The following is a 15,328-nucleotide window of genomic DNA, read 5'->3' as shown; positions in this document are numbered from 1 at the left end:
GTGGTGGTGCGTTGGGCCGAGGCGCGCGGCCCGGCGGTGCGTTGGGCCTGCGGTCCCTGGGGGCGCCGAGCGGACGATTGAACCGGCTGAATCTCGTCGCGACGCGCAATCCGCGCATCCCTCGGTTCCCGGACGTCGGGGGCCAACGTCACTTCGCCTCCTCCAGCATCGCTACCGCAACTGACAGGCAGCGCTGCCTGACCTTCTCCCATTCGGCAGCTGCATCCGGGTCCGACATCGCGAACTCATGTTCATCGGACGGTTGCGGGTCGGCCAGCCGCCGCACCAGCTGCGTGGCCACCCATCTGCTCTTCGGGTTCTGCCCACAGTAATACCGGTCCATGCCCGACAACACCAGAGCTGCGGTCTCGGTTTCCATCGACTCGACAAGATCAGCAAACTCTTCGAAGTCCTTGGTGCTGTTACGACACATCACCAGATAACTTTTCAGCCGCAGCGTTTCGGCGCCGGTCGGGATCTGCAGCCGATCCCCCGTCGGCAGTTGCACATTGGTGGTCTCGACGGGGCCGAGGCGTTCCATCGGTGCCCGCTGCGCGTCCGCCTCGGCCTCGAGCGCGTCCACGGCTACCGACAGCCTGCCCCGCCACATCGTCACCGGATGCACACCGGGGCAGCGCTTCGGTCCGCCCGGCCGCCGCGCCGCCAGCCGCGCAGACGGTTTGCCGCAGCCGCTGAAGGCCAGCGGATCGGTGACGATGATCGTCTGTGGGGCAAGATGTTTCATCCGGGCGGCAGTTCGGACCATCATGCGCAGGTCTGATCCGCTCGGGCCCAGCGCGGAAATGTCGTCGGGGATGATCACCAGATCCGTGACCTCAACCTTGGGCAACGGTTTCTCGAAGTCCACCTCGGGCAACAGCTTGTCCAGCCAGTGCGGCAGCCACCAGTTCCACTCGTCGAACATGGCCATCAGGGCGGGCACGAGGATCAGCCTGACCACGGTCGCGTCGACCGCGATGGCCACCGCGCAGGCGACGCCCAGCTGGGCCACCAGCGGCATGCCGGCAAAAGCGAACCCGATGAACACCGCGATCATGATCAACGCGGCACTGGTGATGGTGCGCGCGCTGGTGCTGACCCCGTAGGCGACCGCGTCACGGGTGCTGTTGGTCTGGAGGAACCGCTCCCGAATCCGGGTGAGCAAAAAGATCTCGTAGTCCATCGACAGGCCGAAGGTCATCGCCAGCACCAATGGCGGAACGGTGCTGTCGAGTGAGCTGATCTTCTCGAAGCCCAACTCCTCGAACCAGCCCCACTGGAAGACGACCACCAGGCTGCCGTAGGCCGCGGCCACCGACAGCACCGTCATCAGCACACCCTTGAGCGCCAGGAACACCGACCGGATCGACACCAACAACATCACGAAGGCGATGAGCGCGACGAACAGGAAGACCAGCGGCTGGGTGCTCGACACCCGGTCGTCGAAGTCCTTGATCAGCGCGGTGGGACCGCCGACGTCGATCCGTGCGTTCGACCCGGCCGCCGCCGGCAGGTTGTCCCGCATCCAGTCGACGGCCTCGCGCGCGGCCAGGTCTTCCGGATCGACCGCCAGCACAGCAGACAGCAGAGCGCTGGTGTTGTTGTCGGCGAACACGGGGGGCTGCACGTTGACCACGTTGGGCGCCTTGGTCATCTCCTGGCGAACGGCGTCGAGCGCGGCGGTGCCCTTGGGTCCGTCGGCGGTTCCCTCGGGGAATGTCACCAGCACGCGCACCGGGCCCAGCGCGCCGGGACCCAGAGCGTCGGCGGCTGCGTTGACCCCGCCGCGGATCTCGTGGGTGGGCTCGAACTGGCGTTGCATGCTGTTGCCCAGCACCATGCCGAACGCCGGCGCCGCCAGGATCAGCAGCAGGATCGTCGCCCCGACGGCCGAGGCCCACGGGCGCCGCATCACCGCGCCGGTCCAGCGGGTCCAGAACCGCGACTGGGTGGCCTCGGCGCGACGCGACCAGTGCAGGTACGACGAGCGCTTGGCCGCCGCCTGGCCGAAGGTCGCCAGCACCGCCGGGGTCAGTGTGGTGGAGGTCAGGACCGCGACCGAGACGGCCAGGATCGCGCCGGTCGCCATCGACACCAGCACCGGGGTGTTGATGATGTAGATGCCGGTGACCGAGGCGATCACGGTGAGGCCCGACAGGGCCACCGCCAGACCGGAGGTGGCCATCGCGGCGTCGACCGCATCGGCCGGGTCGCGGCCGGCGCGCAATTCCTCGCGGTACCGCATCAGGATGAACAGCGAGTAGTCGATGGCCAGGGCGATGCCGAACATCGACACCGTCGAGGTGACGAACACGCTCATCTGCGTGTACATCGACAGCAGATAGACCAGGCCCATGGTGACCACGACCGTGCAGATACCGAGCACCAGCGGCAGCGCCGCGGCGGCCAGCGAGCCGAACACCGCCAACAGCACGATCAACACGATCGGCAGGTTCCACTTCTCGGCGGCGGCGATGTCGTGCTTGGTTGCCTGGGTGGCGGCCGCGCCGAGGGCACCCTGCCCGATGACGTAGAACTTGACCTTGCCGTTCACGCTCTCACCGGGGTCTTCGCCGTGTACCCCGACCTTCTGGCGCAGCTGTTTGGCCACGTCCACCGCACCGGTGTTGTTGAAGTCCAGCTGCAGGGTGATGACGTAGGGCCGATCTGGCTGCGGGGCGGGCTGTTGCGGATTCGGGACGATCTTGACGCTGGGCACCTGGCCCGCGATCTTCTCCAGCGTGGCCACCGCGGCGTTCATGTCCTGGAACGAGGCGTCCGCGCGGGGAGAGGCGATCAGGGCAAGCGGGGACGCGCCCTGATCCGGGAAATGTTCCTCGAGCTGCCGCTGGACGTGGAGCGACTGTGAACCCTCGACGTCGAAACCGCCGCCGGTCAGATTGGACGACTGGTTGATCGCGAGGTAGATCGAGGGCACCAGAAGCAACAACCATGTCGCGAAAACCGCCCAGCGGAATCTGCGCAGATAGCTGCTCAAGCGCATCATGAACTGCTGGATGCGAGGTCCCCGCTTTCTCCCCCCGACGTGGCTGGGCGTGTCCTGGCTTGTGTCAGCCAGAGCGTACCTCTAGAGGTGTAATGTGGCCCGCTCTCTGCGGGTTCTGAGATCGCCCTGAGACTTCTCACAGCAATATCCACAGCTGGCCCCGATAGCGTTACGTCACCGTCGCTAACAGAACAGCGCTGTCCGGCGACATAGCCAAAGACGACCCCGGCTGACGTGTGCGCCGGGGCCCACGCTGAAGGAGTTCTCCAGTGCAACCGACCAACGGTGGATTGCGCCGCTCGCTGGCCGTCGCGTTCGCGGCGATCGCGGCAGGCGGTGCGACGGCGGCCGCGCTCATGGTCCCGTCGGCCACGGCTGCGAGCGATCCGTGCGCGGCTAGTGAGGTCGCCCGAACCGCGGGCGGGGTGGCCACCAACATCGGCAACTACCTCGATACCCATCCGCAGACCAACCAGGCTCTGACCACCATCAGTCAGCAGCAGGGCGGAGCGCAGTCGATCGCGGCGCTCAAGACCTACTTCGATGCCAACCCGCAGGCTGCCAAGGACATCCAGCAGTTGCAGCAGCCCCTGACCGTCCTGGGAGCGCGTTGCAAGTTGCCGGTCACGCTGCCGCAGCTGATGGGGCTGGTGCAGGCCACCCAATCACAGACCGGGGCGGCCACAAGTGGTTTGCCGGGGGCGCTGCCCTCGGCGCAGAACGTCGGAGTGCCCGGCGTCGCGATGCCTGCGCAATCCCCGGCGGCCTCGGCCGTCCGACCGGGCTCCGGTCCGCTTCCGGGACCCGCGACGGCCTCGACGCGCTAGCTCCTCCGTCGTCGCGTCGCGGCGGCGACACCGTTGAGCTGCGGGTTCGCGGCCCGGCGTGACGGTTTGCGCACAAGGCAGGAAAGTCGTCACGGATTCTGCTTAGCTTTCTTGAGCCGATAACCGTTTGGGGTTACGGCCTTCCCCATCCGATGAAGGAGCTTGACCATGTTGCTCTCGGCCCGAAATGCGCGGCGCGTGGTAGCTGGCGTGGCCGGCGCCGGCGCTGTAGCCGGTGCGATGCTGTTCGGCGCCATCCCGTCGGCGCTTGCCGACGACCCGGCGAACAACCCTCCCAACTGCAGCGCAGCCGATCTGGCAGGCGTGGCTTCGGGCGTATCGGCATCGACTTCGGCCTACCTGTTCACCCATCCCGATGTGAACAACTTCTTCACCAGCCTGGAAGGCCTGCCGCGCGAGGAGGTCAAGACCAAGGTGCACGACTACCTCGAAGCAAACCCGCAGACCAAGGCCGAGCTGACCGGTATCCGCCAGCCGCTGGTAGACCTGAAGAACCGCTGCGGCGAAGCTCCGGCTCCCTCCATCCCGTAACCGAGTGCGGGTGGAAGCTACCCCCGCCAGCGGCGAAGGACACGTGACACCCGAGAGCGTGAACCGCACGGTGCTGATGGTCGACGACGACCCGGATGTGCGCACTTCGGTTGCCCGCGGATTGCGGCATTCGGGGTTCGACGTCCGGGTCGCGGCGTCCGGCAAGGAGGCACTGCGCCTGTTGTCGAACGAGTCGCACGACGCGCTCGTTCTCGACGTCCAGATGCCGGAACTCGACGGCGTCGCCGTGGTCACCGCCCTGCGGGCACTGGGTAACGAGATCCCCATCTGCGTGTTGTCGGCGCGTGACACGGTCAACGACCGCATCGCGGGACTGGAAGCCGGTGCGGACGACTACCTGACGAAACCGTTCGACCTCGGTGAACTCGTGGCACGTCTCAACGCGTTGTTGCGTCGGGCGAGCCACACCGACCGTCCGTCGGACACCATGACCGTCGGGGCGTTGACCATCGACACCGCGCGGCGGTTGGTGTTCGTCGGCGGCGATCGTGTCGACCTGACCAAGCGGGAGTTCGATCTGCTGGCCGTGTTGGCGGAGAACACCGGCGTGGTCCTGTCCCGGCAGCGACTCCTCGAGCTGGTCTGGGGATACGACTTCGACGTGGATACCAACGTGGCCGACGTGTTCATCTCGTATCTGCGGCGCAAGCTCGAGCGCCCCGATGTGCCCCGGGTGATCCATACCGTCCGGGGGATCGGGTACGTGCTGCGGGAAGATGCCTGAGGGCCAGGTGATCGATTCGGTGGGGGAACCAGATGCCGTGAGGAACCAGCAGTAGGTGCGGATCTTCGGCTTCATCCGTTCCGCGTCGCTGCGCACCAGGGTCGCGGTGGCCTCGGCGCTGGCCGCCGCGGCGGTCGTCGCGGTGTTCACCATCCTGACGTCAGTGGTGTTGGCCAACAATGACTCTGCGCAGTTGGACCGCAGGCTCGATTCGATCGTCGACGCCAGCATCAACCCCGAGCACCTCCAGGATCCGACGCGTGGCGTGTTGACCACCGGCCGGTCGCGTTCAACGGGGCAGGTGGTGTTCCAGCGGGGCTTCCAGTTGCCCGAGCTGCCGCCGGGAACCGAGACCGTCGAGGTCAACGGCGTCGATTACCGGGTGCGCACCGTCCACGTGGACCAGCACGGCGGAGTGTTGATGTCCATCGGTATCCGTGCCGACAGTATCTTGTTGAGCCCCAACAGGATTCCGCTGTACAGCGCGTTCGGTGTGGCCACGGTCCTGGTGGCAGGTGGGTTGGGCTGGCTGTTGGCGGGTCCGGCCATCCGACCGCTGCGCAAGCTCACCGAGCACACCTCGAAACTGGACAGCGGCACCGACACGATGCCGAAGGTGCGCGGCGTACGGGAGGCCGAGGACCTGTCGGAGGCCATGGCGGGCATGCTCACCCGGCTCGCTGCCGCGCAGCGCGCCACCACCAATTCGCTTCAGGCTGCGCAGGATTTCGCCGCCAACGCCGCACACGAGCTACGCACCCCCCTGACCGCGATGCGTGCAGACCTCGACACCCTGCGAATCCACAACCTGCCAGAGTCCGAGCGTGACGAGGTGGTCGCCGATCTTTCCAGGGCACAACGCCGGGTCGAGGCGATCATCACCGCACTGGGTCAGCTCGCCTCGGGCCAACTGGCCCAGGCCGAGGACCGCGAACTGATCGACATCGCCGATCTGCTCGACCGGGTGGTCAGGGAGAACGCCCGGGGCAGCGAGCATGTCCGGATCGACGTCCACGTCGCCGACGACATCGGCCTGGTGATGGGCTGGCCCGGCGGGCTGCGCATCGCGGTGGACAACCTGGTGCGCAATGCGGTTGTCCACGGCGAGGCCACCCGGATCGTGCTGACCGCGCACCGCGACAGCGAGTTCCTGGTCATCACGGTCGACGACAACGGGCGCGGGCTACCGGTCGAGGAGCACCAGACCGTGCTGGGCAGGTTCCGGCGGGGCAGCACCGCGATGGCAGGCGGCTCCGGGCTGGGACTGGCGCTGGTGGCCCAGCAGGCTCAGTTGCACGGCGGCGAGATCACGTTGTCCGACGGACCTCTCGGTGGTCTGCGGGCCAGGTTGACCGTGGCCATGTCGGGCTCATCGACTGGGAACGCGGCTCAGGCGGATTGACGGCGCCGCAGCCCGGCCGCCACCGCGCGCCAGCCCAACAGCAGCAGCGCGGTCGTCAGGGACGCGACGATGATGAAGCTGACGGCCACGCCGGCGGAGGTCAGTTTGCGCAGCACCATGCCGACCACCACCGTGCTGATCCACACCACGATCCCGGTGGGCGCCAACGACGTCGGCCGCTGCCAGCCGCGGGAGAGCAACCAACCCACCACGGTGCCGGTCAGAAACGGCCACGCGGTCTCGGCCACACCGGCCACCGTGAGGCCCTCGGCGTGGCTACGCCGGCCGATGGTGCAGAACACCACCACACAGATGAGGTCGACCAGGAAGGCCGTGCCGCTAGCTCGTCGCATAGGTCATCACATCCAGTACCAGTGGGCTGACGTCGGTTTGGTCGCGCTCGGCGAAGCCCGGTTGCCGTGCGGCGGGCTTCCCGTCGAAGAGTGCGTCGGCGGCGCTCAGCGAGGTGAGCCGGGAATCCAGCCGGAACGATTTGAAGGTAAATGGTAAGCCATTGGACGCCAACGGATCCGGCCCGTCCATCACATGGAAGTGCAGATGCGGCGCATCGGAGTTGCCGGAGTTGCCCAGGGCGCCGATGACCTGCCCGGTGCTGAGTTTGTCACCGGGCTTGACCTTGAGGCTGTTCGGCTGCAGATGCGCGTAGAAGGCGTAGTTGCCGTCACCGATGTCCTGCACGATGTGGTTGCCGCCGTACTGCTGCAGGGTCAGACCCTTCGGCGTGACACCGGGAACCTGCTCGTTGAGGCCGTCGAGCACCGCCACCACCGGCCCGTCGGCGACCGCGTGGATCTCCGAGCCGAAATACGGGTAGCTCGCCACCTTCGCCCGATCCCCGGCGAAGATCCGGCCGTCGGCGCCGAGTTGCACGTAGTCGATCGCGAATCGCTCAGCCGCCCAGACTTTTCCGTTGATCGGGTTGAGCGCCATGCGGTGCGGTGTCATATCGCAGCAACTGTTGGCGTCGACCCAGTTGTCGCCGGTCAGCGGCGGGGAGATGGACACCGGCTTGCGGGTCTGCACCGACACGGGCGCCACGGATTCGGTCAGGGTGGGCGGGACAAGTGGCGGCATCGGTTTGGCCACGGTGATCCCGAGTTCGTGGGTGAGCTCGGTGGGCACCTGCGTCGGATCGTCGGCGATCACGTCCAGCCACACGTAGGCACTCTGCCCGGGGCCGAGCACATTGGTTCCGACAGCGGAGTTACCCACGGCCCTGGTCCAGTACTTGAGGCTGTCGCCGGACAGGGTCAGCAGCTTGCGGTCGCCGGTCGCGGTGCTCAGTGAATTGAGGGTGACGACGCCCGGCGAGGTGTTGGTCAGCATCAACTCGTAGGCCAGGTGGGTACGGCCATCGGTGGCCGCCACCGGGACCGGTTCGGCCAGAACCGATCCCACCACCGGGGTGACCACCGGCGGCGGAGTGGTGGTCGTGGGCGACTCCGACTGCGGAGTCTCCGCCGACGAGCACCCGGCGAGGGTCAGCACGAGCACCGCGATCGGATACCGGATTCGCATGACGTCTCCTAGCGCTCGGATTCGGGTTTTGGGCAGTCGGGATCCTGTGGCTGTATCGGTGGCCCGCCGGCGTCTGACTGGATTGCCGGCCCGCCGGCGCTTGGCCGCATTGCCGGCCCGCCGGCGCTTGGCCGCATTGCCGGCCCGCCGGCGTCCGGATCGATGTCCTTCTCCGTGCGGAACATGAAGAAGAACACCACCCAGCCGATCGTGGAGATGAAGATCCAGCTGACCAGGCGGTAGATGAGCATCGCCGAGATGGCCGAGGCCAGCGTCATTCCGGAGGAGACCAGACCCGGCACCAGAACGGCCTCCACCACCAGCAGGCCGCCCGGCATCAACGGGATGGACCCCACGGCCCGGGCCGCGGCGTAGGCGACGGTGACCCCGGCCAGCGACGGATGACCGCCTGCGGCGTAGCACGCGAAAGCCAGGCAGGCCACGTCGGCGACCCAGTTGAACATCGACCAACTGAACGCCACCGCGAGATCCCGCCGGCCCAGACTGACCGACTCGAGTTGCTGCAGGATTTCGCGCCACTTGGCCAGCCCGGTGTTGGCCGGCTTGCCGCGCAACGAGTTCACCCACGACAACACCTTGGCGCCGATGCCGTCGATCAATTCCGGTCTGGTCGCCACCGCCTGGGCCAGCAGGATGATCGCCAGAAACGCGCCGAGTGAAAAGATCAGTGACAGGGGGTTTTTGCTGGCACCCAGCATGAGCGCCCCACCGAGGCCCAGCAGCGCCAGACCGACGATCTGCAGCACCCCCGACATCACCAGCTGCCACGAGGCCACCAGCGGTGAGGCGCCCCAGATGCGTTGTTGGCGATAGACGAACGTCGCGGAGAGCACCGGGCCGCCGGGCATGGTGGTGGACAGCGCGTTGCCGGCGTAGAACGCGGCCTCCGAGCGCCATTGCCTGACGGGCACCCCGGCCGAGCGCAGCAACGTCCGCTGGATCTGGGCGAAGCTGTGCATCGAGGCCATCGCGGCGCCCACTGCCGCCAGCACCCACCACCCGTTTGCGGTGAGCAGGCTGCGCCAGGCCTTCGCCAGTTGGTCCCAGACCAGGGTCACTTCGACGGCGAGCACCGTCACCGCGAGTGCGATGACCACCCAGCGCACCCACCAGTACTTGCCGCGCGTGGAGCCGGCCCGGTCCCGGGCTGTGTCGGCCGGCGCGTCCTGTGACACGCCCTACAGGGTAACCGCGCTGGTCGCGACGACCTCACCGGTTACGGCGGCGCGCCGCATTACGCTACCGACATGGCACTGGACCCTGTTGCTGATGAGGCCGTTACGCCGTTCGTCCGGAAGGTCGCGGCGTGGTCATGGCGTCTGTTGGTCATCCTGGCGGCCGTCGTGGCGCTGCTGTGGCTGATCAAACACCTAGAGGTGATCGTGGTGCCGGTGGCACTGGCCACCATGGTCGCGGCGTTGCTGCTGCCCGCGGTCGACTTCATGGACCGCCGGGGAGCCCCGCGCGGTGCTGCCGTCGCCCTGGTGTTGCTCGCGAGTTTCGCGGTGGTGGGCGGCATCCTGAGCTTCGTCATCTCCCAATTCATCGAGGGCGCACCGCAACTCGTCGAACAGGTGACCCGAAGCATCGACGGGCTGCGCAACTGGCTGATCAACGGTCCGCTGCAGCTGAGCAAGGAGCAGATCGACCAGGCCGGCAACACCGCGATCGAGGCGCTGCAACGCAACCAGGAGAAACTCACCACCGGGGCGTTGTCCACCGCGGGCACTCTCACCGAGCTGCTCACCGGCGCGCTGTTGGTGTTGTTCACGCTGATTTTCCTGCTGCAGGGCGGGCGCAGCATCTTCGCGTTCGTCACCAAGGTGTTCCCGGGCCATGTGCGTGAACGGGTTCAGGACGCCGGGCGGGCCGGTTTTCACTCGCTGGGCGGCTACATGCGAGCCACGTTCCTGGTGGCCCTCGTCGATGCGGTCGGCATCGGCACCGGCCTGGCGATCATGGGTATCCCATTGGCGCTGCCCCTGGCCTCGCTGGTTTTCATGGGCGCGTTCATCCCGCTGGTCGGTGCGGTGGTCGCCGGATTCCTGGCGGTGGTGGTGGCACTGCTGGCCAAGGGGTTTGTCTACGCCCTGATCACGCTCGGGCTGATCATCGCGGTGCAGCAGCTGGAGGGACATGTGCTGCAACCGCTGGTGATGGGCCGTGCGGTGTCGATCCACCCGCTGGCGGTGGTGTTGGCCATCGCGGGCGGCGGTGTCCTGGCCGGCATTGTCGGTGCCCTGCTCGCGGTGCCCACGGTGGCGTTCATCAACAGCGCGACGCGGGTGCTGCTGGCCGACGACCCCGACGCCGAGCAGGCCAGGCAGGAGGAAGCCGAAGGGACGGTGGTTGCGGTGCCGCCGCCGGACGACCCGGGGGATTAGCGCCGAACGTCGGCCTGTGGTCGAGATTCGGGTGAATCGACGAACACAGGCCGACGTTCGATCAGCGAGCTCTTACAGGCGGCCTTCACGGCGCAACAGATCCTGCGCACTCATCCCGCCGCCGCGACGCGGAGGTTCGTCGTCGTGTGGGTTGAACTTCTGGGTCGACGGATCCTGATCACGTTGGCGCGGCGCCGGATTCGGGCCGGGAGCCGGTCCCGGACGCTGCGCGTTGAACGCCGTCGTCGGCGCAGCCTCACCACCGGCAGGCGGACGGTGCTGCTGTTGCGGCATCGCGCGGGTGGCATCAGCCGACGGTCGCGGTGGCGGCCCTGGCGCCGGTGGTGGGGGAGGCGGCGGGGTGCCGTTGGACGGACCACCCTTGGCCGGGCCGCCACGCAATGCACCCAGCCACGACTCGATCTCGCGATCTTCGCGCTGCGGAGGTCCCGCCGGACCTCCGGCAGGCCGTCCCGCCGGAGGCTGCGGGGTGCGCTCTGTGTTGGCGTTGGTGTTGCCGGTCGCGGTGTTGACCGTGTTGACGGCCGTGTTCACCGCGTTGCGCACGGCGTTACGGGCCATGGCGAACCGGGTGGTGGACGGCTCCTGGCTGGGCTGCGGTGGCTGCTGCTCGGGTTGCCGCTGCGGCGGGGTGATACGGGCGGTGCCCGCAGCCGAGGGGGCGTTGGTCCGAGGCATCAGCGGGCGCATCGGTTCGGCCGCCGGGTGCGTCGGATCGTGGGGCCGCGGTGGTGCCGGCAGGGCACCGGCACCGGCCAGTGCGCGGGGGTCCTCGCCGGAGTCCTGCGCCATCGGGCGCTTGCGCTCGTCGGGCAGTTCGGTCTCACCGAGGCCGAGCTTCTCCTGGATGCGTTTCATCCAGTGCGGAGCCCACCAGCAATCGTCGCCGAGCAGCTTCATGATGGCCGGCACCAGGAACATACGGATGACCGTGGCGTCCAACAGAAGTGCGATGAGCAGACCGAACGCCAGGTACTTCATCATCACCAGGTCGGAGAAGGCGAACGCACCGGCCACCACCGCCAGCACCAGGGCGGCACCGGTGATGAGGCGACCGGTGGTCGCGGTACCGATGCGGATGGCCTCGGCGGTCGACATGCCGCGTTCTCGGGCCTCCACCATGCGGGAGACCAGGAACACCTCGTAGTCGGTGGACAGACCCCAGATCACCGCGATGATCAGACCGATCATCGGTGCCATCAGTGGCTGTGGCGTGTAGTTCAATATCCCTGACCCGTGGCCGTCGACGAACATCCAGGTCAGGATGCCCATCGTCGAACCGAGCGTCAGGGCACTCATCAACGCGGCCTTGACCGGTAGCACGATCGATCCGAACGCCAGGAACATCAGCACCGTGGTGGTGATGACCAGGATCGTCACCATCAGCGGCAATCTGGAGAACAGACTGTGGATCGAGTCCTGTTCCAGGGCGGGGGTGCCACCGACGAACACGTCGATGCCGTGTGGGGGCTGCAGGGCCCGCAGGTCCGAAATGTTCGTCGCCGCGTCGCCACGGTTGACCAGGCCGTTCTGGATCACCCGGACCGACTTGTCCTTCGAACCGCTGTCGGTGGCCGCGCGTTCCTTCCACATCGCGTCCGGATTGTTGTCCGGATCGGTGAAGCCCGAGACGGTCATCGCCTTGGCCCGCATGTCGGCGATCTGGGCGTCGGTGATCGGCTCACCGTCCTGGCGCTGCATCACCAGGGTGATCTGTTCGGTGCGGAACCCGGGGAAGAGCTTGTCGAACTGCTCCTGCGACTGGCGCACCGCGTTGTCCGGCGGCAGGTACTTCTCGCTGATACCCGCGAGCGTGAGCGAGCCGATCGGAAGGACCAGCAGGGTCATCACGACCAAGATCGGGGTGGCGAAGGCGATGGGCCGTTTCATCACGATGTTGACCAGTCGGCCCCAGAACCCTTGTTCGACTTCTTCGCGGGTCTTGGTCTTCTGGGTCTTCTCGGCGAACCAGTCGATGATCCGGCGGGAGAACGGCCAGTTGGCCAGGAACGGGATCTTCAGCAGCGTGGTGACACCCAGGGCGTCGACGCGGGGTCCGAGGATGGCCAGGACGGCCGGCAGCACCGTGATCGACAGGAATGCCGCCAACATGACCGAGGCGATGATCGCGTACGTGATCGACTTCAGGAATCCGAGCGGGATCAGCAGCAGTGGCAGCGAGGATGCCACGATGATCACCGCGGAGAACGCCACGGTTCGGCCGGAGGTCATCACCGATCTGCGTACTGCGGCCTCGGTGTCATAACCCTCGGCGAGTTCCTCTCGGAACCGGCTCACGATGAACAGGCCGTAGTCGATGGCGATACCGAAGCCCATCATCGTCACGACGGGCTGGGCGAAGAAGTGCACCGGTCCGAATTCGGCGGTGAACCGCAGAATGCCCAGCGCACCGCCGATGGTCAGGCCACCGATGATCGCGGGGAGGGCGGCGGCAACCGCACCGCCGAAGACGAAGAACAGCACGACTGCCACCAAGGGCACGATCGCGAGCTCGGCCCGTTTCTGGTCGGTGCCGATGGTGCCGGTCAGTTCGCTGGCCAGCGGGTTGAGGCCGGCGAGTTTGATGTCGCCGCCGTTGACCTGTTGCAGATCGGGTTCGACGGCCTGGTAGTTCTTCAGGATCGCGTCGTCGTCGTCGCCCTTGAGGGGGACGCTGATGAAGGTGTGACGTCCGTCCTCGGTCTTCATCGCGGCGAGCGAGGCGACGTCAGGCGCCTTCAGCCAGCCGACCCAACCCTGGACCTGGTCCGGGTGGTCGGCGACGACTTTGTCGAGTTCTTCCGTGACCGTCTTCTGCCACGCCTTGTCGGTGACCTTTTTGTCATCCGGCGGCGTCAGGATCGCGACAACGTGGCTGGTTCGATCGCGGCCGTAGACCTCGTCGCCCAACAGCGACGCCTGGACCGACTGGCTGCCCTCGTCGTAGAAACCACTCTGGGTGACGTGCTCTCCGAGACTGGCGCCGTAGACGCCGCCACCTAGGCACAGCGCCACCATGACACCGATGACGATGTACCTGAACTGGTACACCGTTCGACCCCACCAGGCGAACACTTAGGCTCCTAACGCTTTAACATTTCGCTTCAAAACTTGTGGTGACCCGCGCATGGCTTCGACGAAGGTCTTCAGTTGTCATACCCGTGCGGTCAGTAGCGAGGACAGCGGCCGGAACGGCTGCAGCCATGCTCCCTGCTCGGGCAGCGAGTCCAGGCCGATCCGTGGCAACGGTTCCCGGAACACACCAGGAATGTCCTCCAGGTCGACAAACTCCAAGGTATCCGACGCTAACGCCCAGCTCGCATGTTCGCGAAATCCGAGCACCTGCACCGGGGTGCCCTCACGGGCTATTTCTTCGAGTGGATGCCGGAACGCCTGTCCGTCAGCCGAGGCAACCAGAACTGCTGCCAATCCCTCGCTGCGACGCAGGGCGATGTGGTCGAGCATGTCGCTGTCGACGTCGCTGTCGTCGTCGATCTTCGGTTTTGCGAAGACGGCGAAACCCACGTTACGCAACGCTTCCACCCATGGGCGCACCACATCGGCGCTACCTGGCGCGATGTTGGTGAAGACAGTGGCTTCGGGTTCCAGCGAGACATCTCCGTCATCGCCGCTTTCGGCGACCAGATCAGAGGCGTACGCGAGCAACCAGCGCCCCAACGCGTCGAAGCGGGGACGATGCGCGGCCGTCGGGCGGCCACCCAGAATCGCGCCCAGCCCCATGTCGAGATTCGGCGCATCCCACACCAGCAACACGCGGCGTGCGGGCGTGCCGTCCGGCGTGTCGGAGCCTGCGCTCGATCGGGCCTCTACCTGCGCGGTGTCGTCGTGCATGTCTTCGGTCACACTCATGGCAGTTTCTCCCACACCAGCTCGGTGACGTCGGGACCGGCCAATGCCTTGCGCTCGTACTTGGTGACCGGACGCTCGACCGAGACGGGCAGGGCCGCGCCCGCCTCGACCCGGCGCAACCGGGGCTCGGCGTCGCCGACCTCGGCGATGTGCTCGGCATATCCCGCGTGATCGGTGGCCGCATGAAGGATTCCGCCGGGACGCAACCGGTCGGCGATCAGCGCCACCGTGGCCGGCTGCAGCAGGCGGCGCTTGTGGTGGCGGGCCTTGGGCCAGGGATCCGGGAAGTACACCCGGACCGCGGTCAGGGTCCCGCTGGTGAACATGTGCTCGAGCACGTCGACGCCGTCCCCCCGGACCAGGCGGATATTGGTGACGGGGGCCGACGTCTGGTTGGTGCGGTCGATAGCGCTCAGCAGTTGGGCCAGGCCCTTGCGGTAGACCTCGACCGCGACGACATCGAAATCGGGCTCGGCCTGGGCCATGGCCAGAGTGGAGGTACCGGTGCCGGAGCCGATCTCCAGGATCAGCGGGGCCGAGCGGCCGAACCAGGCCCTGGTGTCGAGGTCGACGACCGGTTGCGAGTCCTCGTCACGGGCCTGGATGCCGAGCTCAGGCCACAGCCGCTCCCAGGTTTGTTGCTGGGCGGGCGACAGCGTCGACCGCCGGGTGCGGAAGCTGGTCACCCGGGGAAAACGGTGCGGCTGGGCAGGCGGCACGTCGGCCGCCTCATCTGCCGACGCCGGCCCACCGACGTCGGACCTGGACGGGTGCATCCGTCCATGGTCTCTTATCGGGGGCGGTGTGCCCGCATCGTGGTAGAGATTGATACCCAACAGTTGCCTCCAGCTGCCAGGGCTCAAACATCCGTTCGCGAGTCCGTCCGGGTCATGTCACGATTTTTCGTGAGGCACCGGGGTTGCGCCCGTCACCGCGTAGGGAAGGCCGCCAGATTTTCGC

The 15,328-nt window shown here is 67.0% G+C and carries 12 protein-coding genes; 5 read left to right on the top strand and 7 right to left on the bottom strand.

What is annotated here, in order from left to right; genetic code table 11:
• Positions 1-148: 148 nt before the first annotated feature.
• Entirely contained in the window at positions 149-3,007 is a 2,859-nt protein-coding gene (locus AC4ELS_RS18485; RefSeq protein ID WP_499048556.1) for an MMPL family transporter, read from the bottom strand.
• A 269-nt stretch (positions 3,008-3,276) separates the two neighbouring features.
• Between AC4ELS_RS18485 and AC4ELS_RS18480 the strand changes: the two genes are divergently transcribed.
• The 4 genes from AC4ELS_RS18480 (at position 3,277) to AC4ELS_RS18465 (ending at position 6,533) form a co-directional block, all read left to right on the top strand.
• Positions 3,277-3,834 (top strand): hemophore, encoded by a 558-nt coding sequence (locus AC4ELS_RS18480; RefSeq protein ID WP_064881125.1) that lies wholly within the window; start codon positions 3,277-3,279, stop codon positions 3,832-3,834.
• A 168-nt stretch (positions 3,835-4,002) separates the two neighbouring features.
• Positions 4,003-4,386, top strand: a complete 384-nt coding sequence (locus tag AC4ELS_RS18475; protein ID WP_019346133.1) for a heme-binding protein — start codon at positions 4,003-4,005, stop codon at positions 4,384-4,386.
• Between the two features lie 76 nt (positions 4,387-4,462).
• Complete coding sequence (locus AC4ELS_RS18470; RefSeq protein WP_167769574.1) at positions 4,463-5,131, top strand: response regulator transcription factor; 669 nt, start codon at positions 4,463-4,465, stop codon at positions 5,129-5,131.
• Positions 5,132-5,186: 55 nt separating this feature from the next.
• Positions 5,187-6,533 carry a HAMP domain-containing sensor histidine kinase gene (locus tag AC4ELS_RS18465; RefSeq protein WP_463791531.1) on the top strand — a complete coding sequence of 449 codons (1,347 nt, stop codon included), beginning with the start codon at positions 5,187-5,189 and terminating at the stop codon, positions 6,531-6,533.
• Here AC4ELS_RS18465 and AC4ELS_RS18460 read toward each other — a convergent pair.
• The 3 genes from AC4ELS_RS18460 to AC4ELS_RS18450 are packed head-to-tail and all read right to left on the bottom strand — an operon-like array spanning position 6,521 to position 9,268.
• Complete coding sequence (locus AC4ELS_RS18460; RefSeq protein WP_448448042.1) at positions 6,521-6,886, bottom strand: DUF3054 domain-containing protein; 366 nt, start codon at positions 6,884-6,886, stop codon at positions 6,521-6,523. The genes AC4ELS_RS18465 and AC4ELS_RS18460 overlap by 13 nt on opposite strands.
• On the bottom strand, positions 6,873-8,072 hold the full coding sequence (locus AC4ELS_RS18455) for a M23 family metallopeptidase (RefSeq protein WP_064881119.1): 1,200 nt from the start codon (positions 8,070-8,072) through the stop codon (positions 6,873-6,875). Before AC4ELS_RS18455 ends, AC4ELS_RS18460 begins: the two co-directional genes overlap by 14 nt.
• 8 nt (positions 8,073-8,080) lie before the next feature.
• Positions 8,081-9,268 carry a lysylphosphatidylglycerol synthase transmembrane domain-containing protein gene (locus AC4ELS_RS18450; RefSeq protein ID WP_499048552.1) on the bottom strand — a complete coding sequence of 396 codons (1,188 nt, stop codon included), beginning with the start codon at positions 9,266-9,268 and terminating at the stop codon, positions 8,081-8,083.
• A gap of 72 nt (positions 9,269-9,340) precedes the next feature.
• Here AC4ELS_RS18450 and AC4ELS_RS18445 point away from each other — a divergent pair, with 72 nt between their 5' ends.
• Complete coding sequence (locus tag AC4ELS_RS18445; RefSeq protein ID WP_064881115.1) at positions 9,341-10,477, top strand: AI-2E family transporter; 1,137 nt, start codon at positions 9,341-9,343, stop codon at positions 10,475-10,477.
• 72 nt (positions 10,478-10,549) lie between these two features.
• On the opposite strand, the gene mmpL3 is transcribed toward AC4ELS_RS18445, so the two are convergent.
• The 3 genes from mmpL3 to trmB form a co-directional block, all read right to left on the bottom strand.
• Complete coding sequence (gene mmpL3, locus AC4ELS_RS18440) at positions 10,550-13,573, bottom strand: trehalose monomycolate exporter MmpL3 (RefSeq protein WP_448448047.1); 3,024 nt, start codon at positions 13,571-13,573, stop codon at positions 10,550-10,552.
• Between the two features lie 78 nt (positions 13,574-13,651).
• The gene (locus AC4ELS_RS18435; protein ID WP_064879806.1) at positions 13,652-14,368 is read right to left on the bottom strand and encodes an NYN domain-containing protein; all 717 of its coding nucleotides are present in this window, start codon (positions 14,366-14,368) and stop codon (positions 13,652-13,654) included.
• Positions 14,365-15,162 carry a tRNA (guanosine(46)-N7)-methyltransferase TrmB gene (gene trmB / locus AC4ELS_RS18430; RefSeq protein ID WP_498885025.1) on the bottom strand — a complete coding sequence of 266 codons (798 nt, stop codon included), beginning with the start codon at positions 15,160-15,162 and terminating at the stop codon, positions 14,365-14,367. Before trmB ends, AC4ELS_RS18435 begins: the two co-directional genes overlap by 4 nt.
• Between the last annotated feature and the right edge of the window lie 166 nt (positions 15,163-15,328).

The sequence above is a fragment of the Mycobacterium shunyiense genome (assembly GCF_058270035.1).
This window is presented reverse-complemented; position numbering and strand designations above follow the sequence as displayed.